The following is an 18,447-nucleotide window of genomic DNA, read 5'->3' on the forward strand; positions in this document are numbered from 1 at the left end:
CTAACAAATCACATAACTGATGTTATGTTATATTACAAATTTACGTGAATATTGTTGTCGCAGCGCAGAGGGACACTTAAAATGAAGAACAACAATCCACAGAAGACCGGAGGTTCTAACATGGCTGACTTCATTAAACTCGTTAACAACTGGTCTGTCACACAGTTCGTGCATACGTTTGGCGGGCTATTCGAAGAATCACCCTGGGTAGCAGAGCGTTCCTGGTCTTCACGGCCTTTTGACTCTTTTGAACACATGATGAATGTGATGAAAAACGTGGTCCAGACATCCGATGAGAAGGTCAAGCTGCAACTGCTTTGCAATCACCCGGATCTCGGGGCACGGATTAGCATGAGCAGCAATTCCGTTCAAGAACAAACGGGTGCAGGGCTTAATTCCCTTTCGCCGGAGCAATATAACGAACTTAGCAAGTTAAATCAGGAATATACAAGCCAATACGGCTTTCCTTTTATATTGGCCGTGAAAGGTCACACGGCACAGTCTATCCTGGAGTCCATGCGGGTGCGCAATCGGAGAGGCAGGGAGGAAGAATTCCAAACCGCCCTGAAGGAAGTGTTCAAGATTGCTTCCATTCGATTGGAGCAGTGGCTGGTGCAGATGGGTCATGAACATGAATTTGCGTTTAAGCCAGTCGATGTAAAGCAGCGGACCATGTATTACGGCAAAGGGGACGTATGGATGTACCGTTCATACGTCAAACCGTTAACGGGAATCCAGTCCATTCCGGAATCTCCGTTTACTGGACGCAGTAATATTCTGTTCGGGCTGAACATTAAAGTAGCCGTACAAGGCGACGTATTTCTGCCTTCTTTTATCGAAGGAGATAACTCTCGCGTCGTTCCAACAGATTCAATGAAGAATTTCATTCTAAAACACGCCGCGGATTACAGTGGAGCTACCGTTGAAGGTTTTCTTGCTACCATCAGCAGACGCTTTCTGGAAACATACCCACAGATGAACAAAGTCCAAATGACTGCAGATCAGGTTCCTTTTGAAGATGTACCTATTGGCGGGGAGGGGGGCTTTCGTGCAAGTGAGCTGGTATTCCGTTATTCCCAGAATGAGCGGGCGATGGCAGCGGTTGAAGCGGAGCGGAAAGGAAGCCAGGTCGAGCTGAGCAATCATTTCAGTGGTGTCGCGGATATCAGACTGATAAAGGTCAAGGGCAGTGAATTTGCCAGTTTCGTCAAGGATCAGTACACAAGCTTACCAGAGACGTGGGACCGTCCGCTTTTCATTTTCCTTAATATTAACTGGCGTTATGAAGATCCGAGGGATGGTATGGACGATCAGCGCGGGCGTTATGTAGCGGCAGAGCAGGTAAGGGATGTAGCTGCTGCGGTATTTCATGCATGTCGTTCCGCCTCCATTCAACATCTGATTTATCAGATCGGATTAAGGCTGCTGAAACGATTTGGACAGCTCAGTGAAGTGTCCTTCGAATCCAATAATCGGACTTGGGAGACGGTGCTGGATGAAGTGAAAGAAGGAGAAGGTAAAGTATTTACCGAGCCCAGGCCTCCTTATGGATTTCAGGGTTTCTCAATGACTAGGGACGATCTAGAGGCTGACAGCAGTCGCATGAAGAAAGAAGGGGATGCATGATGTCGCTGGTTGGAGGACGGATTACTACGCATGTGTTGGATACATCCAAGGGGGTTCCTGCTGCAGGCGTACGGGTTGAACTGTATGTACTGCACCGAGACGGCGAGAAGGAAAGTAAAAGGAAAGTTGCTGAATCGGTGACCAATGGGGATGGGCGTCTGGAAGCACCGTTGCTTGAAGGCGGGAAGCTGGAGAAGGCGGTCTACGAGCTTCAATTCAACGTTGAGGGTTATTACGCACAGCGATCCTTTGAAGAGTTGGGGCAGGCGTTATGGACAATGGTACCGATTCGTTTTTCCGTATCCGATGCTGCAAGTCACTACCACATTCCTTTATTGATTGCTCCAGGAGGTTACAGTACATACCGGGGAAGCTGAAATACACAGAATCCGGTTCTGATCAGGGGAGGGTCATCCATATGACAAGATTAGATACGATCATCCGGGGGGCCCGGGTTGTATTGAGAGATAGCATCGAAGAACTGGATATCGGGATTACAGGTGAAAAAATAACAGCTTTGTCCTCATTGCTGGTTGGTGGTGAAGACACTGAGATAATAAAAGCAAATGGCCTTACCGTGATGCCGGGGGCAGTGGACATTCATGTTCATTTTAATGAACCTGGACTCGCGAGTTGGGAGGGATTCAAGTCAGGATCAGCATCACTGGCTGCTGGCGGAATTACGACGTATGTCGATATGCCGCTCAATGGCGTCCCCCCAACAATTAGACCGGATGCGTGGAACCTGAAAATAAAAGCAGCCGAAGGTCAATCCTATGTTGATTATGCGTTCTGGGGAGGGCTAGTTCCCGGCAATCAAGCTGAGCTTGGGCCATTAGCCGATAGGGGTGTGGCAGGATTCAAAGCATTTATGTCTGAACCCGGCGGAGAAGGGGAAGATATCTTCGCGAGAGCCGATGACGATACACTTTTGAATGGCATGCAAGAGATTGCAAAGCTAAACCGTATACTGGCGCTTCATGCCGAAGACGAGGCAATGGTTGCTGAACTTGGGGCCAGAAGTATGGCAGCCGGACGAATCGGCCCGATGGATTACGTACAATCTCGCCCGGCAGAAGCTGAAGTTAGCGCGGTATCCCGAGCATTGGAATATGGAGAGCAGACCGGATGTGCATTGCATTTTGTTCATATCAGTTCACGGGAAGCGCTTGATCTGATTGCAGAGGCGAAACAGCGCGGGCAGGATGTCACTTCTGAAACATGTCCGCATTACCTGACTCTGACAGATGAGGATGTTGTTCGGCTGGGGGCCGTGGCCAAATGCGCGCCGCCATTGCGAAGTCAGGCTGAGCAAGATCAGTTATGGGATGCGCTGGAAGCAGGTCTGATTGATATTATCGCATCCGACCATTCTCCTTGTCCGCCATCAATGAAACAATCTGATAATTTCTTCGAAATCTGGGGTGGCATCTCCGGAGCGCAAAGTACGCTGCTGCTTATGTTGGAAGAAGGACATCTCCAGCGAAATATAGCCCTTCCATTGCTCGGAAGAGTCCTAGCCCTGCAACCAGCCAGAAGGCTTGGGCTGGAGAGCAAAGGTGAAATCGCCATCGGCAAGGATGCGGATCTGGTACTGATTGATTGGGAGAAGAGTACCACCTTGAATACGAATGACTTGCTCTACACACATAAACAGAGCCCTTATGTAGGACGAACGTTTTCCTCTAGGATTACGGACGTATTCTGTCGGGGCGGGCGAGTATACAGCTCAACAACAGGATTATCGGCTGAGCCCATCGGACGATTTGTCCATGCCAACCCATCTGTTCAATCTGTTGTTAAAGGAATGGAGGGGGAATATGACCGACTTTGAAGTTCATGCGCCTTCTGGTATGGAACATCCCATCCAGCCTTTGCCTCAATTGGAGCAGGTGGAACTGCAAGCATTTCTTGACTGGTTGTCCACTTATGGAGCGGATGCCCAGGGGGGTGTGACACGTCTGCTGTATGATCAAGCATGGTGTGAAGCACAGCATGCACTTGCGGCTAAAATGCAGGAGAAAGGGCTGGCTCCTGAATTTGATCAATCGGGCAACCTGTATGGCACGCTGCCCGGTACGGGGGCGGGAAAAGGAACAGGTATGGAAGAAGCGCCGATTGTTACAGGGTCCCATATTGATACGGTCGTCCATGGTGGAAAGTATGATGGTGCGTACGGCGTAGCTGCGGGAGTGCTTGCACTGGCGTATCTGCAAACTCAATTCGGGGCACCAAAACGAACACTTCAGGTAGTATCGCTCTGCGAGGAAGAAGGCAGCCGATTCCCCTTCGCTTATTGGGGATCACGGAGTATAACGGAAGTAACCCGCCTGGAAGAAGTCCAGCATTTGAAGGATCAAGAGGGAATTACCTTAGCAGAGGCGATGCGAGATGCAGGCTTTGGATTAGATTGTAAATATAGACCCGCAGCGAAAAAATACGGAGCCTTTATCGAACTTCACATCGAACAGGGCCAGGTCCTGGAACGGTTGGGGCATTCCATTGGTATTGTAACGGATATTGTCGGCCAGAAACGTTTCAGCATTACAGTAAGTGGCGAAGCCAATCATGCAGGTACTACACCGATGTCCTGGCGCAAGGATGCACTTGCAGGTGCAGCCGAGATGATTACAGTCGTCAGAAGCATTGCGCTGGAAGCGGGAGAACCACTTGTAGCGACCGTGGGACGAGTAACCGTTGATCCGGGCGTTGGCAACGTTGTTGCTTCACGGGCCGTATTCTCACTGGATATCCGGCACATCAGGCAGGAAAGCATTGACCGATGCTGGCAGCAGTTGCTTCAGGAATTTAGCCGAATTGCAGCCGAGCAGCAGCTCGGACTGAACTGGGAAGAACACTTGTCTGTTACACCTATTCCGATGAACGAGCAGATTACATCCGACATTCGTGATATCTGTGAAATGGAGCAGCTGTCCTATATGCATATGCCAAGCGGCGCAGGACATGATTCCCAGATCTTTCAGAAGGCCTGCCCTACAGCGATGATCTTTGTGCCCAGCCAGGATGGCATTAGCCATAATCCCCTTGAATATACAGCTGAAGAGGACCTGATGAATGGTTTCCGGGTTCTGGTCCAGTTACTTTATAAATACGGTTACGGGAGTTGAGTGGAGATGTCCAACTATAAAGAATTGTCCCCTTCCTTGCGGACGATCATGACACCAGGGCCTGTTGAAGTCGACCCAAGAGTGCTGAGGGCATTATCCTTCCCGATCCTGGGACAGTTTGATCCGGAGTTCACCTCCCTGATGAATGAGACGATGGCGATGCTGCGTGAACTATACATGACAGATAATGAGTGGTGTTATCCGGTAGATGGCACATCCCGCTCAGGTATTGAAGCGGTACTGGTCAGTCTGATCCAGCCTGGGGACAAGGTGCTGGTTCCGATCTATGGACGTTTCGGGCATTTACTTGTGGAAATATCGGAGCGATGTGGTGCCGAGGTTATTTTTTTTGAAACAGCGTGGGGGACGGTATTTGATCCCGAAGAGGTAATTAAGGCCATCCATACCCATAAGCCGAGTCTGGTCGCAATGGTTCATGGCGAGACATCAACCGGGCAAATGCAGCCTCTCGCCGAGATTGGCAAAGCCTGTCGTGAACTCGATATTTTACTCGTGGTTGATGCGGTTGCCACCATAGGCGGAACACCTGTGGAGACGGATGCCTGGCATCTGGATGCGGTAATGGGCGGAACGCAGAAGTGTTTATCCGTTCCATCCGGGATGGCGCCTTTGACCTATAACAGTCGGGTAGAGAAGAAACTGATGAGCCGTAAAACCGTCGAACGCGGGCTTCGGGACGCGACAAGTGCCCGAGCCGAAGGTCATACGATTGCCAGCAATTATTTTGACCTGAGCCAATTGCAGGATTACTGGAGTTCGGCACGTTTGAACCACCATACGGAGGCCACCTCCATGCTCTACGGCCTTCACGAAGGACTGCGGATTTTACTTCAGGAAGGGCTGGAGGCCCGTTTCCAGAGACATCGGATTAACGAACGAGCACTGGTGGCGGGGATTCAGAGTATGGGACTCCAATTGTATGGAGAATTATCCAGCAAACTTCCGGTGGTCACTTGTATCAAAATTCCAGACGGTGTGGATGGTGAGTCGGTACGCAGCATGCTTCTGAACGACTTCAGCATTGAGATTGCTAGTTCATTTGGACCACTGAAAGGCAAGATTTGGCGCATTGGTACGATGGGATTCAGCTGCCAGCGCAAAAATGTACTGCATGTGTTGGGCGCACTGGAAGCTGTCCTGTTGCGCCATCGTCACGCCTTGCCAGCAGGGGAGGCGGTACAGGCAGCGCTGGATGTGTATGCCGGGAAGGAGGGCGTCTTATGTTAAACCAGATGCCAATATCCAGAGAGGTGATGGTTACCTCTCCTCATTATTTGGCGAGTGCGGTTGGCAGTGCAATCCTCCAGCAGGGGGGTAACGCTTATGATGCAGCGGTTGCGGTTAGTGCAGCACTGGGTGTAGTGTACCCACACATGACAGGGCTTGGCGGCGATGCGTTCTTCTTGATCCACGATGGAGCAAGTGGTGATATAACCGCCTACAACGGCAGCGGTCGTTCAGCTGCGGGAATTCATGCCGATACGTTCAAAGCGATGGGCATGAGCACCATTCCTCAGCGGGGTGTGTTGAGTGCCATTACCGTCCCAGGAATGGTGGATGCGTGGTGGGAGGTCTGGTCCCGCTATGGCAAGTTGAAATGGGAACAGCTGCTTGAACCTGCAGCCCAGTATGCAGAAAAGGGATGCCCTGTATCCCGGAATCTGCGTCTATGGCTGGAACGGGATGAGGATTTCATTATGGGGCATACGCCGCTTCGAGCGTTATTTGCCCCTTTTGGTACACTTTTGCAGGAAGGCGAGCTGCTGCTGCAACCGGATTTAGCCGGATCTATTCGCCTGATTCAGGCGGGAGGACGGGATGCTTTTTATACAGGAGAGCTTGCGGATCAACTGACATCGGCTATTCGTGAAGATGGCGGCATGCTTGCACCAGCGGATTTTGCGAGTCACAAAGGGGAATGGGTGAAGCCGGTCAGCACGGATTACCGTGGATATGAAATTCACCAGATGCCCCCAAATTCCCAGGGTTTCTCGATGCTGATGATGCTTAATATGCTGGAGCATATTAACCTGTCCGCTGTGGCCCGTACGTCCCCCGAGTTCTACCACCTGATGGCTGAAGTCGTGAAAAAAGCTTTTCGCGATCGTGACCGTTATCTCACAGACCCGGAATTCAGGGATATTCCAATAAACCATCTGTTATCCAAGGTGTATGGAGATGAATTGTGGAATGAGATTCAGTCTGCTCCACCTGTGGCGCAGCCTTTTCTGTCCAAAACGATGGGGCAGGATACCGCTTATGCTGCGATTGTGGACAATGAAGGCAATGCCGTTTCATTTATTCAAAGCCTGTATTTTGATTTTGGCGCAGCCTATGTGCCTGGGGATACGGGTGTAATCATGCAAAATCGGGGTTCCTTTTTCTCACTTGATCCGAAGGACGCCAATGTGCTGGAGCCGAATAAACGCTCTTTCCACACGCTGATGCCGGGTCTTGTCACTCGTAACGGAAAACCTTATATGCTTGTCGGCACGCAAGGTGGAGAAGGCCAACCCCAGACACAGTTATCGGTTCTTACCGGTGTCCTGGACTATGGTCTCAGCATTCAGGAAGCGATCGGTCTGCCGCGTTGGGTGTATGGACGCACCTGGGGCGAAGAAGGCGACACGATGCGAGTGGAAAACCGTTATCATGACGACGTATGTGACACGCTTGCCCAATGGGGGCATAACGTCGAAGCCAGAGCGCCGTGGGATGGGATTATGGGGCAATCACAAGGGATCGTCATCCGTGAAGATGGCATGATCAGTGGTGCAGCAGACCCCAGGGGAGATGGCATGGCTATCGGGTGGTAGTGTGAGCAAAAGGTCATGTGCAGGATCAACGAAATAGTTAAAGGCACACAGATAGATACGGATAGGGGAGATTAGGATGGGAACGATCCTGCTGAAAGGCGCACAGCTCGTCACAATGAATGCAGAAGAGGATGTATTTACCGGTGATCTGCTGATCGAGGATAACAAAATTAAAGAGATTGCAGAGCATATCGACATTCAGGCAGATCAGGTCATTGATGCTCGGGGCAAGGTGCTGCTGCCAGGTTTCATCCAGACACATATTCATCTGTGTCAGACTCTTTTTCGAGGACGTGCGGACGATCTGGAGCTGATGGATTGGCTTCGTCAACGCGTTTGGCCGCTGGAGGCTGCACATGATGAGGAATCTGTCTATTACTCGGCAATGCTCGGCTTGGGTGAATTGATCTCTAGCGGGACAACGACCATTCTCGATATGGAGACGGTGCATCATACCGATTCGGCTTTTCAGGCAATGGCACAGAGCGGGATTCGTGTGATTTCCGGTAAGGTGATGATGGATCATGGGGATGAAGTTCCTGAACCGCTGCGTGAAAATACAGCAACCTCGCTGCAACAAAGTGTAGACTTGCTGGAAAAATGGAATGGATTCGGCGGTGGCCGTATTCAATATGCGTTCTGTCCGCGCTTCGTCGTCTCGTGTACAGAGGAATTGCTGGTTGAGGTGCGTGACCTGTCGAATAAGTATCATGTGAAAGTACACACCCATGCCTCCGAAAACCGCGGCGAAATCGAACTTGTTGAACACGAGCGCGGCATGCGCAACATTGTCTATCTGGATCATATTGGCTTGGCAACCCCAAGACTGGTGCTTGCCCACTGTGTATGGCTGAGTGAGGAAGAAAAGGAGATTATTCGCAAACGAGGTGTGAAAGTCACCCACTGTCCTGGCTCGAATATGAAGCTTTCCTCCGGTATAGCGGATATTCCTGATCTATTGAATCGCCAAATTGCAGTAGGGATAGGAGCTGATGGCGCGGCGTGTAACAACAATCTGGATATGTTCCAAGAAATGCGTCTGACCGCTCTTATGCAAAAGGTGCCGCATGGCCCAACCGTGATGGATGCCCGAACGGTCCTGCGCATGGCGACAATGGGTGGAGCAGAAGTGCTCGGACTGTCCAAGGAGATCGGCAGTCTCGAAGTGGGGAAGAAGGCAGATATGCTGCTGCTGGATCTGGATGATTTCCATACGTATCCTTCCTATGAGACGGATGTATACTCCCGTGTAGTCTACTCTGCAACTCGCAGCTGTGTGGATACCGTTATTATTGATGGAAGCATTGTGCTCAATAACCGGAAGATTCAAACGATTGATCGTGGCATCGTACTGCGTGAATCGGATAAAAGTATTGCGAGATTGATGAAACGCATCTGAATCCCTGAAAGGATGGAGACAACTATGGAAATGCATGATCTGTGTGCAATTGCAGCGCGAGAACCACGCTGTGTACTCGCAACAGCGGTCAAGGTAGAAGGTCATGCTTACCGTAAGCAGGGAGTCTCCATGCTTTTGACTGAAGAAGGGGTGAGGTATGGCAGTATCAGCCCAGGCTGTCTGGAGAGTGATCTGCAGGCCAGAGTGGATCGGGTGCTGGATAAGGAGCAGCTGGAATTCGTGGAGTATGATATGCGACCCGCAGATGATCTGTCCTGGGGAGAAACGATTGGCTGCGGCGGATTGATTATTATTCTGCTTGAGCCGGTTTGTGGCGAACTCAGGTCGATCTTGTCCCGTATGCATACCTATTTTCAATCTGGATCACCTGTGGAGCTAACCCGTTCCTTCTACCATCAATACACAAGGATTCATTATGTAATTAAGGTCGTTATTCATCCGTCTGGATCTGGTGCTGCCGCTACTGATTCTGATTCTGGGAAGAGTGTTTCTCAAAGGGAGGGGAGGTCAGAGCCAGAGAGTCGGGATATTCCGCTACAGATCTCAACAAGATATGTGCCCAAACCCCGTCTGATTATTGTCGGAGCCGGAAATGATGTGATTCCAGTAGCCCGTCTGGGCCGATCCGCAGGCTTTCGCGTGGTAGTAGCGGATTGGCGAGAGAATTTATGTACCACTGCACGGTTTCCGGGTGTTGAGCTTATCCGGGGTTTCCCTCATGAGATCATCCCTGTACTGGATATCCAAAGCGGGGATTATATCGTATTGATGAGCCATCAATTTCCGAGAGAACGGGAATTTCTTGAATTGCTCGAGGATCGGAATTATGCATATCTTGGCATTATGGGGTCCAGAACACGGACAGCACGTTTGCTGAACGATCTCCCTCCACTGAAGCATGTGCATTCACCCGTCGGCCTGACCATTGGTGCAGATGGTCCGGAGGAGATTGCGATCAGTATCGCAGCAGAACTTGTTGCCTGTAAGCGCGCGGCGGCTGTCACCGAGTGTCTCAACGTACAGAGGGGGATTACACATGCAACTGACGGGTATCGTGCTAGCGGCAGGTAAGAGCAGCCGACTGGGCCGGGATAAACTGTCTATCGCCATGCCTGATGGAAGGTGCTTAGCCGCATGGGCCTTGGAAGCTGCCTTGAATTCCGATTTGGAGCAGGTCATCTGTGTGGTCAAACCTGAGGATTCATTGGCGTGGATCCCTGCCGAACACCTCAACGCAGCTTCTTATAGCAGTACTCCAGAAACGGGGACGAGGCTTCAGATTGCAATCTGTACCGATTATGCATATGGCATGGCCATGTCTCTTCAATGTGGCATTCTGACTGCTATGCCTCACCACCCAGAAGGTGTGATGATGATTTTGGCAGATCAGCCATTATTGCAGGCACGGGATATCAACAGGGTTGCCGAGGCCCTAGCTCCCAACAAACTGTGTGATTATGCAGCAGCTACGGATGGCCGTGGAGGTAAGCCCCCTGTGGCTTTTCGGGAGCATATGCTAGGGCCTCTTTTGTCACTCAGCGGAGACGAGGGGGCGCGAAAGATCATACGCAATGCCAAATATGCAGGAACGCATGTATCCTTGTCTGATTCCTGCTTCTGGGATGCGGATACCGAACCAGAGCTGGAGCGCATTTTGAAATATGTGAATGGGTTAAGATAAATGAAGATCACAGCAAAAAGAGCGTATCGCTTATGTATCGTTTTTTGATGTAATCAGGTCAACCAGACCGTCTGGTTGGCCTTTTTATCGTTTTTTGACGTGGGGAGTGAATTAGCTTGTGTTAGCTTTGGGTCGTAATTAATGCATCAGGCACAAATCAAACGGTGTATTTATACATTTAACCAAAATGGTGTGAAGATAATTGACGTTACTCTTGCCGTCCCATATGATTTGAAGAATTATTTGGATCATTCGGTCATATCCAACGCCCCGCAGATTCAAGATGGAGAAGGGAGATGAAACGATGGTCATGCTGGCATATGGGTCTGGAGCGCAGCCAACGGTTTGGCAGCCCGTTAATCTGGAGGAACTTCAAGCTTTGAAGGGTAAACTGTTCGGGAAATATTGTTATGCAGCAGGGGCGACATTATTGCGTACTCAGTGGGAAGGTGGACTTGTTCCAATGCCGGAGCATATGGTCAGCCTTGCTCGTATTCCAGAAGTAAGCGGCGTGTACGTGGAAGAAGATGATCTGGTCATTGGAGCACTGACACGATTAAGCCATTGTGCCACAGACGTTCAGCTGCAACAACGGCCCTTATTACAGTCGGCAATGAATGCCATAGCTGCTCCTTCCATTCGAAATGTAGCCACAATTGGCGGAAATATTGTATCCGGCGTGGGGGACTCCATACCCGCACTGCTGGTCTACGATGCGCAGCTGCGCTGGATGACGGACAGCGGCATGGAGCAGCGCAGTCTTTCGTCCTGGCTGAACGGTGGTCGTGACGGCAGTCGCAAACCGAATGATGTGTTAATTGCTATTCATATTCCAATGGCGGACACCGCTTTGCCGGATTCCCGCAGCCAAGAGACCTTGGGTGCGCGTGAGGTTTCATTTTACCGCAAGTTGGGTCGTCGGGAGACCTTCACGGCCTCGCTGGTGACGATAGCTTTTCACGGAGAACTGGGATCGGATGGGCGTTGGAAGAAGGTAGCGATTGCCGCAGGGGGAGGTTCAGGGATGGCAATGCGACTTCCCGAAGCGGAAACGTGTCTTCTTGGCAGCGCAGCTTCTGCTATGCAGGCTTCAACGCTGGCTGTTGCGGTCAGTTCGGAATTCGAGACTTATAGTGATGCATTCGCTTCAGAACAGTACCGGAAACAAACAGCAGGTAATATGATGGGTGCCGGACTGTGGGAAGCACTTCGCTCATAGAAGTTTACAGATGAAGAAAAGGGGAGAGAGACCATGCTGCTGAATCGGGAACAAAGCGGAAAACGCTGGCACCTGCGGCCGGATGGGGTGGGCAAAGTGACAGGGCGACTTCAATATCTGACGGACATGACTCTGCCTGGTATGATCTATGGAAGAGTTTTGCGCAGCTCCTATCCCTATGCCCGTATCGTATCTATCGATATTACCGGAGCTGAGGCCATGGAAGGTGTATTTGCCGTACTCACCTCCAAAGATGTGCCTGGATTGAATCGCTTCGGCATTGCAACTCCAGATCAGCCTGTATTTTGCGAGGATGTCGTTCGTTATGTCGGTGATGCCATTGCGGCGGTTGCTGCGGATACCCCGGAACGTGCGGCGCTCGCTTTGGAGCTTATTCGGGTAGAGTATGAGGAATGGACTCCGCTGGACAGCACTGAGGCTGCTTTGGCACCTGATGCACCGGAGCTCCATGAACATGGTCCCGGAAATGTGCTGCACCGTACCGAAATCAAGCGTGGGAATGTAGATGAGGCTTGGGCTGCATGCGAGTATATCGTGACGGAAACGTATTATACTCCTCGCCAGATGCATGCATATATGGAGACAGAAGGTGGGTTGTTTGTTCCAGAAGAAGACGGAAGACTCCATATCTATGCGGCTACACAGCATGGTTACAAGGACAGAATGCAGCTCTCCCGAATTATCGGGTGCTCCGAAGAGGATATTAGGGTGGTCTCCTCTCCGATTGGCGGTTCTTTTGGCGGGAAAGATGAACTGAACGTACAGCCTTACGGCGCACTTCTTGCTTTGAGAAGCGGACGCCCCGTGAAAATGCACAATTCACGCAAAGAATCTGTACGGGCAGGACTGAAGCGTCATCCGATGAAAATTGAAATGCAGACCGGCATCAGCCGTGAAGGCATGATTCAGGCTCACCGGGTTCGCATTACCGCAGACACAGGGGCATATGCCACGCTGGGAGCGCCTGTTCTGAACTTTTGCACAGAACACTGTCTCGGGCCCTATTCCATTCCTCATGTAGATGTGGAGGGCATCTCGGTGTACACGAATAATGGGGTGTCGGGAGAGTTTCGCGGATTTGGCGGTAATCAGGCAATCTTTGCGATGGAGGGTCAGATGGATCGACTCGCAGAATGGATGAAGATGGACCCCTGGGAATTTCGGAGACGCAACATGAGGGAAAAGGGTGATCCTGGACCACTGAATCAACGGATCCTGGTCACGGATGGACTGTCGCGAGTATGGGAGGCGATGGATCGTTCGGAGTTATGGCAAAAACATCAACATCCTCCGGCATATCCTTCTCAGCCTCCCTGGATTAAACGCGGTGTTGGTGCAGCCATCGCTATGCACGGGGCGGGGTTAGGATATGGCATTCCTGATCCGGCGGGGGGCCGCTTATCCCTGAATGCCGAAGGCAAGATTGAAGTGGCATTCAGTTACGAAGAATTCGGTCAGGGTCTCATTGCTACTCTGGAAATGATGCTCTGCGATCTGTTCCTGTGCTCCACATCGGATCTGAGCATTATCATCGGGGACACGGATCGAGTGCCGCACAGCGGCTCAAGCACCGCTTCGCGTTCGACGACGATGGCCTGGATGGCTCTTCAGCGATTACAGGTTCCATTCCGTTCCAAAATCTTGTCGGCAGCCTCTACCTTGTCCGGAATTCCGGCTGACGAACTGATTACTGGAATAGGGGGAGTATGGCGCAAGGGATCGCTTTCTCCAGAACGTACAACGAATGATACGGCGAGTAATTCCACAGTTGTCGTTTCTTACGTTGATCTGGCGAAGCATGGTGAAGCGGAAGAATGGACTTTTGATACTCATTTCGAATATCCGACCACACCGGACAATGTTGTAGGCGGGCATTATCTATATACGTATGCGGCAGTAGCCGCAGAAGTGGAGGTAAACACACTAACTGGAGAAGCCAAATTGCTGGATACGAAGCATGTGGTGGCTGCTGGTCCGGTTATCAATCCAATGGGTTTTATCGGACAGATCGAAGGTGGTAGTGTAATGGCTCTGGGTTTTACATTAACCGAAGACGCCGTCATGCAAGACAGTCGCTATATGACAACCAATTTGGACACCTATCTGATCCCGACGATTCAAGATATTCACACCAACCTAGAAGTGGAGGCGATTGAAGAGCTGCCAGAGGGTGATCCGTTTGGACCTCGGGGAATTGGTGAGATTGGTTCGGTGGCGCTTGCTCCGGCCATCACCGCTGCGATTCATCAGGCTACAGGGGTATGGGTGAATCGTTTGCCCGTTCCGCGAGATCAACTGATCAAACCACTAGACGTACCGCTTAAGGAAGGAGTGAGTCCCTCGTGAGTGAACCTTTGGAGAACCCGTGGATCGCTGTTGTAAATGGTGAGGAGCAACAATTGCGGATTGCCCAGACAACCCGTCTTGTGGATGTATTGCGGACGCATTTGAATCTGACCGGAACGAAAGTGTCCTGCGAAGTGGGCCGCTGCGGCGCTTGTATGGTACTGATGGATGGAGAGCCAGTCAATTCCTGTCTTGTTATGGCTTATCAATGTGCCGGCAGTGAGATAACAACCATAGAAGGGTTACATGGTGAAAAGGAAGGCGAGCTGCATCCAATTCAGCAGGCTTTTGTGGAAGAGGGCGGCTTCCAATGCGGATACTGTACTCCCGGAATGGTGATTTCCACCAAGGCGTTGCTGGATCGCTATCCACAGCCTAGTCAGGAACAGATAGAATCGGGTTTGTGCGGCAATCTGTGCCGCTGTACCGGGTATGGAGGGATTATTCGAGCAGTTCGAACCGCAGGAGAAACCTATGCATCCTCCTTCAGCTTAACCACAGGAGTGAAGAAAGTGAACGACTTGTAACTGAACAACTGGATTAAAGAGGACCGGGCACTGGAGTGCATTATCTCCGTTTCGCCCGGTCTTTATTAACGATTAATATTTGATAATGTACCAACCGCCCCAAGTCGAATAATTCAGGCCATTTCCATAATTACGATCAGCTGTTTGTGGATTACGAATCGAATTGCCGCTGGCATCTCTAAAATCAATAGCAGTTAGTCCACGTTTATGTGACCAGCCACCATCAGCATCCTGTCTGTACCAATGATAATCATAGTTTGGTGCAATAACAAGTGCTACCTTATACTCTCTGTACCCCGGAACTTCACTATATGAAGAAGTCCGTAAGGATTTATTTAAATATGGCATGTCAAGCTTAGAAGCACTAATGATGCTCGAAGAAGTTAAACTTGTAAATACTTTTCCGGCAAGTTCACCGGGTTGTAATTTATGTCCAGAATATGTGGATGTATTTAACATGTACGCATAACAATTAGCTTTATCAGTCAAATTTTCCCATGCACTTGTTGAATATGGGTGTTCATAACCACCTGTAGGCATTGTTTCAAGAGCTTGAAGAGTTAATTGATCATTTGAGTTTGTTTTGGAATCGATAGTCTGGTTATTGTATTGGGTTTCATGAATAGTGACTTCTGTTTTATTCAATGTGGCGAATTCAGCAGGTCGGTAATTTACCTGTAATTGTTGTTCTTCTGTTAAACTGTTGAACCAATTCAACCATTCTTTAGTATCTGGAGCGAAAGAAGCTAATGGATCTACATTGGATAACGTTAAAAGGGCATTCTCGTCTACAGATATTAATTCAGCAGGTTTGTAATTTACTTTTAATTGATCTTCTTTAGTGAGTTTTTCAAACCAATTCAACCATGTTTGAGTTTCAGTTGTAGGAGAAGTATCCTTTTTGGTAGTGTTTGATTCAGCTAATACAGGTAACGCGAGTGTGAATAACAAGATCACTGCAAATAATGATGAAACTAATTTTTTCATTGTTACGTTCCTCCTGAAATTTGAATATAAATTTTTTTGATTACAATGGCGATAAACTTTGTTTAACCAACTAAAATCCTTATGATTGGTGATACCCCCTCGAATTAAATTCAAAAAAATGTAATATACGGTAATTATGCTATGATATAATGGTGATAATTGCAAGATAAAAATTACAACTAATTCCATATTTGATTTTAAGGAGGAAGCCTAGTGTCAAAATTTATTCCTAGTAAACTCGGCTTAGTATTGTTACTTTTGGTTACATTTTGTTCAGGTTGTCAGACAAATAATGGTCAGGAAGAGTCGAGTTCATCCATTCCATTAAAGGAATTGAGAGCTCTGGCTGAGAAAGGAGGAAGCCTTTCATGGAATGATTTTAAAGCGTACCCTTATGAAGATGAAGGATCAGGACTATACATCCGGAAATACAACGTGGAAGGGGGACACCAATTGATAATTAGTGGTAAAAGCTTAGACAAAAAGCCAGATCATATTTATGTAGTGAATAAAGATGGAGAAAAAATTGACCTTTTAAAAGAAAATAGTAAAGATTTGAATTTTTGATTACGTAATAATTATTATGTAAACTTATTATTTTCGATGACTTCCATAGCTGTATCTATATTGCTTGCTAAACTATCTCTAAGGGGCGGATAGAGCAGGATGATTATAACGACCCTATTATAGATCGTTAGTTACATTGAACAAAAACATGTTGAATCTGGCCGGAACGAAAGTTTCCTGCGGGTCGGTCGCTGCTGTGCTTGTATGGTACTGATGGATAGAGAGCCGATCAATTCCTATCTCGTTATGGCTTACTAATGTGAGGGCAGTAGAGGGGACTAAGATTGTCTCTGAATTTCAGAATCATAAGAATTTTTATAGACCAACTTATGCTCTGCGGGTTGGTCTTTGTTGTTCAATGAAATATCTTACGAAAAGAGTGGACACGGGCACAGTGAGGACTTGTTCGTCAGAATGCTTTTCATTTGTCCATATGTTACTTATAATAAATGTCCAATGAAGATTCGTGTATTTGATATTACATCAAGGAGGGGTGGTTCTTGAACAAATCAGATCGTATGCTGGCCATCGTACTTGAACTGCAGCGGGGGAAGGTTCAACGTGCGGAAGATTTAGCCCTCTTGTTTGAAACAAGCGTCCGAACGATATATAGGGACATTCAGGCGTTATGTGAGGCTGGTGTTCCTGTCGTGGGAGAACCTGGCGTAGGGTATTCACTTATGGAAGGTTACTTTTTGCCTCCGATCAGCTTTACCGCTGAAGAAGCAGTTACACTTTTGATCGGGCTTGATTTTGTAGAACAGCGCTTCGATCACTATTACAAGAGTACATCTCTTACGTCCCGTTCCAAAATTGAAGCAATCCTGCCTGGCCCTCTTCGGGAAGAGGTGGGACAGATACGACAGGGTATCCGTCTCCTTCGTTCAGCGGACAGTGATGCACGTGAGCGAGAGATCGAACACATGGGTGTCATTCGAACCGCAATGCAGCGTAAGCTCAAAATCCGCTTTCATTACCATAAGCCTGGAACGGTTAATGAAACCGTGCAAAAGACCATTCGTATGTCCTCTCCTTACGGGATGCTGTGGATGCAAGGTTCATGGATGCTGATTGCCCGATGCGATTTGCGGCAGGAGATTCGTCATTTTCGTATATCCCGCATGAGTGATCTGGAGATTAGCACAGATCCGTACGAGCTTCCTCCCGGTTTTAATATTCATAGCTACTCCCCACCTGACAACCGTGATGTTTATGTCCGTGCATGGTTTCATGGTCGAATTGCAGACAGAGTGATTGAAGCGAATAATTACTACATGGAGAAAGCAGAATTGCAAACCGATGGATTATACGCAGATTTTCGTGTGAGGCATCCAGAGGACGTGCTGCAATGGATGCTTGGCTGGGGAGCCTCGGCTCTGGTTTTGGAACCCGAATCATTAAGAAACCGGATTCGCGAGGAAGCAAGCAATCTTCTTAAACACTACTGACATAACGCTGTCAGTAGTGTTTTTGTATGATCGGTTTATAACCGATTGAAGGAGCTGTGTATTGGTATGGAAACGACAAGAACAAGGAACCATCATGAGATTAGACGTGATTTTGAACTAACGCTGGAACGTTATTTGCAGGAACTGGAGCTGATGAACGATGCTCAGTTAAGCTACAAACCCAGTGAGATGGACTGGTCGGTGGGCCAGATGTACCAGCATTTAATTCAGTCTGCGATGAAATTGCATTTAGCCAATGTTCGGCTTTGTATAAGCGCAGACGAGAAGACAGTCAAGAAGACAGATCAGGGCAAAACAGAAGCGGGTGAAGTTATTTTTGCACAAGGAAGTTTTCCACCGATACGTATCCAAGTACCTGCTTCTCCTGAGTATACCCCCCTTCAACCGAATGGAAGAGAATCCATAATACAAGGATTCAGTGAGGTACGGGATGAAATGCGGAGAATGGAAGTCCTTCTTCAAGGAACAACGCTGGAATCTACGCTGCCACATCCCAGGTTCGGCGGTTTGAACGCAGAGGAATGGTTTGTGTTGGTGGAGATGCATTATCGTCATCATTTGTTACAGCTTGAGCGTCTGAAAATGGCATGGGAAGAACGTGAGCAGAGATGAATGAACA

The 18,447-nt window shown here is 49.0% G+C and carries 16 protein-coding genes; 15 read left to right on the forward strand and 1 reads right to left on the reverse strand.

Going from position 1 to position 18,447, the window contains the following annotated elements; genetic code table 11:
- The first annotated feature begins 120 nt into the window (after positions 1–120).
- The 12 genes from pucL to PPA03S_RS02970 all read left to right on the forward strand — a co-directional run bounded on the left by pucL (position 121) and on the right by PPA03S_RS02970 (position 14,805).
- On the forward strand, positions 121–1,626 hold the full coding sequence (pucL, locus tag PPA03S_RS02915) for a factor-independent urate hydroxylase (RefSeq protein WP_062319605.1): 1,506 nt from the start codon (positions 121–123) through the stop codon (positions 1,624–1,626).
- A complete protein-coding gene (gene uraH / locus PPA03S_RS02920) occupies positions 1,623–2,003 on the forward strand; it encodes a hydroxyisourate hydrolase (RefSeq protein ID WP_326099762.1) in 381 nt (126 codons plus the stop codon). The genes pucL and uraH overlap by 4 nt, the downstream gene beginning before the upstream one ends.
- Positions 2,004–2,044: 41 nt before the next feature.
- Positions 2,045–3,460, forward strand: coding sequence for an allantoinase AllB (allB, locus tag PPA03S_RS02925; RefSeq protein ID WP_157283911.1), 1,416 nt, complete (start codon positions 2,045–2,047; stop codon positions 3,458–3,460).
- On the forward strand, positions 3,447–4,754 hold the full coding sequence (locus PPA03S_RS02930) for a Zn-dependent hydrolase (RefSeq protein ID WP_082703965.1): 1,308 nt from the start codon (positions 3,447–3,449) through the stop codon (positions 4,752–4,754). The genes allB and PPA03S_RS02930 overlap by 14 nt, the downstream gene beginning before the upstream one ends.
- 6 nt (positions 4,755–4,760) lie before the next feature.
- Positions 4,761–6,002 carry a pyridoxal-phosphate-dependent aminotransferase family protein gene (locus tag PPA03S_RS02935; protein ID WP_062319607.1) on the forward strand — a complete coding sequence of 414 codons (1,242 nt, stop codon included), beginning with the start codon at positions 4,761–4,763 and terminating at the stop codon, positions 6,000–6,002.
- Positions 5,996–7,591, forward strand: a complete 1,596-nt coding sequence (gene ggt / locus PPA03S_RS02940; protein WP_062319609.1) for a gamma-glutamyltransferase — start codon at positions 5,996–5,998, stop codon at positions 7,589–7,591. The genes PPA03S_RS02935 and ggt overlap by 7 nt, the downstream gene beginning before the upstream one ends.
- A gap of 76 nt (positions 7,592–7,667) precedes the next feature.
- Entirely contained in the window at positions 7,668–8,990 is a 1,323-nt protein-coding gene (locus tag PPA03S_RS02945) for a 5'-deoxyadenosine deaminase (protein ID WP_062319610.1), read from the forward strand.
- 24 nt (positions 8,991–9,014) lie between these two features.
- A complete protein-coding gene (locus PPA03S_RS02950; RefSeq protein WP_062319612.1) occupies positions 9,015–10,082 on the forward strand; it encodes an XdhC family protein in 1,068 nt (355 codons plus the stop codon).
- Positions 10,048–10,692 (forward strand): nucleotidyltransferase family protein, encoded by a 645-nt coding sequence (locus PPA03S_RS02955; RefSeq protein WP_062319614.1) that lies wholly within the window; start codon positions 10,048–10,050, stop codon positions 10,690–10,692. The genes PPA03S_RS02950 and PPA03S_RS02955 overlap by 35 nt, the downstream gene beginning before the upstream one ends.
- A gap of 283 nt (positions 10,693–10,975) precedes the next feature.
- A complete protein-coding gene (locus PPA03S_RS02960; protein ID WP_082703968.1) occupies positions 10,976–11,911 on the forward strand; it encodes an FAD binding domain-containing protein in 936 nt (311 codons plus the stop codon).
- Positions 11,912–11,944: 33 nt separating this feature from the next.
- On the forward strand, positions 11,945–14,278 hold the full coding sequence (gene pucD / locus PPA03S_RS02965) for a xanthine dehydrogenase subunit D (RefSeq protein ID WP_062319618.1): 2,334 nt from the start codon (positions 11,945–11,947) through the stop codon (positions 14,276–14,278).
- Positions 14,275–14,805 (forward strand): (2Fe-2S)-binding protein, encoded by a 531-nt coding sequence (locus PPA03S_RS02970; protein ID WP_062319620.1) that lies wholly within the window; start codon positions 14,275–14,277, stop codon positions 14,803–14,805. Before pucD ends, PPA03S_RS02970 begins: the two co-directional genes overlap by 4 nt.
- Positions 14,806–14,877: 72 nt before the next feature.
- Here the strand turns inward: PPA03S_RS02970 and PPA03S_RS02975 are convergent, their stop codons facing one another.
- Positions 14,878–15,792 carry a hypothetical protein gene (locus PPA03S_RS02975; protein WP_062319622.1) on the reverse strand — a complete coding sequence of 305 codons (915 nt, stop codon included), beginning with the start codon at positions 15,790–15,792 and terminating at the stop codon, positions 14,878–14,880.
- Positions 15,793–16,005: 213 nt separating this feature from the next.
- Here PPA03S_RS02975 and PPA03S_RS02980 point away from each other — a divergent pair, with 213 nt between their 5' ends.
- From PPA03S_RS02980 to PPA03S_RS02990, 3 genes are all read left to right on the forward strand, one after another.
- Entirely contained in the window at positions 16,006–16,359 is a 354-nt protein-coding gene (locus PPA03S_RS02980) for a hypothetical protein (RefSeq protein WP_062319624.1), read from the forward strand.
- 500 nt (positions 16,360–16,859) lie between these two features.
- On the forward strand, positions 16,860–17,807 hold the full coding sequence (locus tag PPA03S_RS02985; protein WP_062319626.1) for a helix-turn-helix transcriptional regulator: 948 nt from the start codon (positions 16,860–16,862) through the stop codon (positions 17,805–17,807).
- Positions 17,808–17,873: 66 nt separating this feature from the next.
- Positions 17,874–18,440, forward strand: a complete 567-nt coding sequence (locus PPA03S_RS02990; protein ID WP_062319627.1) for a DinB family protein — start codon at positions 17,874–17,876, stop codon at positions 18,438–18,440.
- Positions 18,441–18,447 lie beyond the last annotated feature (7 nt).

This window comes from Paenibacillus pabuli NBRC 13638 (genome assembly GCF_001514495.1).
In the GTDB taxonomy this organism is placed as follows: domain Bacteria; phylum Bacillota; class Bacilli; order Paenibacillales; family Paenibacillaceae; genus Paenibacillus; species Paenibacillus pabuli.

What these genes read in the sequence shown, in the direction of transcription:
- pucL (WP_062319605.1), top strand. Translation starts at nt 121, where the DNA reads ATGGCTGACTTCATTAAACTCGTTAACAACTGGTCTGTCACACAGTTC.
- uraH (WP_326099762.1), top strand. Translation starts at nt 1,623, where the DNA reads ATGATGTCGCTGGTTGGAGGACGGATTACTACGCATGTGTTGGATACA.
- allB (WP_157283911.1), top strand. Translation starts at nt 2,045, where the DNA reads ATGACAAGATTAGATACGATCATCCGGGGGGCCCGGGTTGTATTGAGA.
- PPA03S_RS02930 (WP_082703965.1), top strand. Translation starts at nt 3,447, where the DNA reads ATGACCGACTTTGAAGTTCATGCGCCTTCTGGTATGGAACATCCCATC.
- PPA03S_RS02935 (WP_062319607.1), top strand. Translation starts at nt 4,761, where the DNA reads ATGTCCAACTATAAAGAATTGTCCCCTTCCTTGCGGACGATCATGACA.
- ggt (WP_062319609.1), top strand. Translation starts at nt 5,996, where the DNA reads ATGTTAAACCAGATGCCAATATCCAGAGAGGTGATGGTTACCTCTCCT.
- PPA03S_RS02945 (WP_062319610.1), top strand. Translation starts at nt 7,668, where the DNA reads ATGGGAACGATCCTGCTGAAAGGCGCACAGCTCGTCACAATGAATGCA.
- PPA03S_RS02950 (WP_062319612.1), top strand. Translation starts at nt 9,015, where the DNA reads ATGGAAATGCATGATCTGTGTGCAATTGCAGCGCGAGAACCACGCTGT.
- PPA03S_RS02955 (WP_062319614.1), top strand. Translation starts at nt 10,048, where the DNA reads ATGCAACTGACGGGTATCGTGCTAGCGGCAGGTAAGAGCAGCCGACTG.
- PPA03S_RS02960 (WP_082703968.1), top strand. Translation starts at nt 10,976, where the DNA reads ATGGAGAAGGGAGATGAAACGATGGTCATGCTGGCATATGGGTCTGGA.
- pucD (WP_062319618.1), top strand. Translation starts at nt 11,945, where the DNA reads ATGCTGCTGAATCGGGAACAAAGCGGAAAACGCTGGCACCTGCGGCCG.
- PPA03S_RS02975 (WP_062319622.1), bottom strand. Translation starts at nt 15,792, where the DNA reads ATGAAAAAATTAGTTTCATCATTATTTGCAGTGATCTTGTTATTCACA.
- PPA03S_RS02990 (WP_062319627.1), top strand. Translation starts at nt 17,874, where the DNA reads ATGGAAACGACAAGAACAAGGAACCATCATGAGATTAGACGTGATTTT.